Below are 1904 nucleotides of genomic sequence, written 5' to 3' on the forward strand. Positions count from 1 at the left end.
ACTAAATCCCGACGCAGAGACTCAAGGGTTTTGAATGCTGAATCGTATGCTGCAGTTGCTCCTTTTATATCTCCTTTGGCTTTCAGCAAACGTCCTAACTGCCATTGCCATTGATAAGCAATGTCGGGCGGCTCAAGAGTTTGAGCTATAAATAGGGCTTGTTGCGTTAGGTTTTGTGCCTCAGATAACTGCCCTGTTTTTTCGTACAACCCGCCAAGAGTCCCAAGTGCATAAGATTCTGCTCGCTGGTCTTTTAAGTTTCGTGCTTGCTCAACAGCATTGGACAACATCTGAGCAATATCCAGCCATGAAGGATTATCTGCATTCGTTTTCTGTCTTAATTGTGTTATGCTTTGGACATAGTTAATCTGGGCATATATTGACGTTCGGCTGGCGGGCAACTTGGTTATTTGAGGTTGAATTTGAGACGCCAAAGCCAAAGCCGCAGAAAATTGCTGATTTTCCAGAAGTAGACTAAGTTGATTGAGTTGTGCTTGGATGCGCGTGGTGGGTTGTGCGACAAGGGCAGCTTGTTGATAGTATTTTAATGCAGCTTGAGTTTCTTTCTCGGCTTGGGTTGTATTTCCCAGAGTGAGTTGAGTTTTCCCCTGGGCAAGAGCTGTGTTACCTAGACTGAGCAAAGTCTCACCAGTAGCTGTTGATGATTGCACTCGCTGCGCTACTGCTAAACTTTCCTTCAAGACTTCCCTAGAGGTGTTTAAATCACCGACAACTCGCAAGATATTGCCGAGACTACGCAATCCTGTCGCTTTGAGAGGAGAGTCTGGAAGCTTGGTGAGAGATTGCTGAACCTCAGTTAAAGTCTTGCTCGCCTGACGGTAAAGTCCCAAAGCTTGCATCGCTTGAGCTGTATTAATGCGGTTACGAGTTAATGTCGCTTCATCGCCTATTTGCTTGTAAATTTTTGCGGCTTCTTGCCATGTAGAAAGTGCAGCTTGAGTTTGTCCTCTTGCCAATTGTAACCGCCCTTGGACATCTAGAGCTTGGGCGAAGATTACAGAAGCCTGTTTTGAGTTGTCGCCATTTTTTAAGAGATTCAAACTTTGGGTAATTGCACTTTCAGCTTGAGTCCACTGTCCCAGTTGCTGATAAACTAGGGAAAGATTGCTCAAAGTCATCGCTTGGTTGAGTTTATCGCCACTGGCTTTAAAGGCAGCAGCTGCTTGTTCCAAAACTTTAACTGCTTCAGCAAATCTTCCAGCATCATACAGTGCTTTACCCTGTTGCACAGAATTTTCACTTTGAGCCGTCTGACTTGGTGGAGTCTGGGTAGTAGAATTAACAGCCAATACGGCTGTCATTAATGGTGAAAGTACTGTGCACATCAACGCAGTCAGCAGTGCCAATCCAGCCTGAGTCAGCCACTTTCTACGCACTCGCCCAGACATCATCAAGGGTTGAATTGTATGGAAAAATACAGACCATTTTCTTGCCATGTTCTTTCCCTTGAATCAACAGATATTAAAGGAATACCCCAGTCAAGACGAGCAGTAAAACGCTCTCCCTGTGACCAGCGTAAACCAAGACCGACGGATGCTAAAGTGTTAGGGTTTGGATTGTCTCTATTTGAACTGTTCCAACCAACACCGAAATCAACAAAAGGGATGATTTGTAAAACGCCATTTATCTCGCGTACCCGGAAAATTGGGACTTGAACTTCAGCAGAAGCAAAAGCGCCATTATCTGTAAGTAAGAAATCTTGACGGTAGCCGCGAACATTATCCAAACCGCCTAAGCCAATCTGCTCTAAAGGTAGGAGTGCTCTTGATGCCAGTTGCATATCTGCACGAAGTAATAGTACGGTGTCAGGAGCCAAAAGACGCACCCACTGAGCTTGTCCTTGCCATGAGAAAAAGCGGCTATCGGGAGGGTTACTATTAATT

Annotated in this window: 2 protein-coding genes; both read right to left on the bottom strand. The window is 45.1% G+C overall.

The features are described from left to right. Positions 1-1457 (bottom strand): tetratricopeptide repeat protein (locus DP116_RS29250; RefSeq protein WP_246275605.1); only part of this gene is annotated, 1457 nt, incomplete at its 3' end. Further along, positions 1412-1904, bottom strand: a 493-nt coding sequence (locus tag DP116_RS29255) for a BamA/TamA family outer membrane protein (protein ID WP_246275603.1), incomplete at its 5' end; no start/stop codon positions are given. The genes DP116_RS29250 and DP116_RS29255, both read right to left, overlap by 46 nt.

Source organism: Brasilonema bromeliae SPC951, assembly GCF_012912135.1.
Taxonomy (GTDB): Bacteria; Cyanobacteriota; Cyanobacteriia; order Cyanobacteriales; family Nostocaceae; genus Brasilonema; species Brasilonema bromeliae.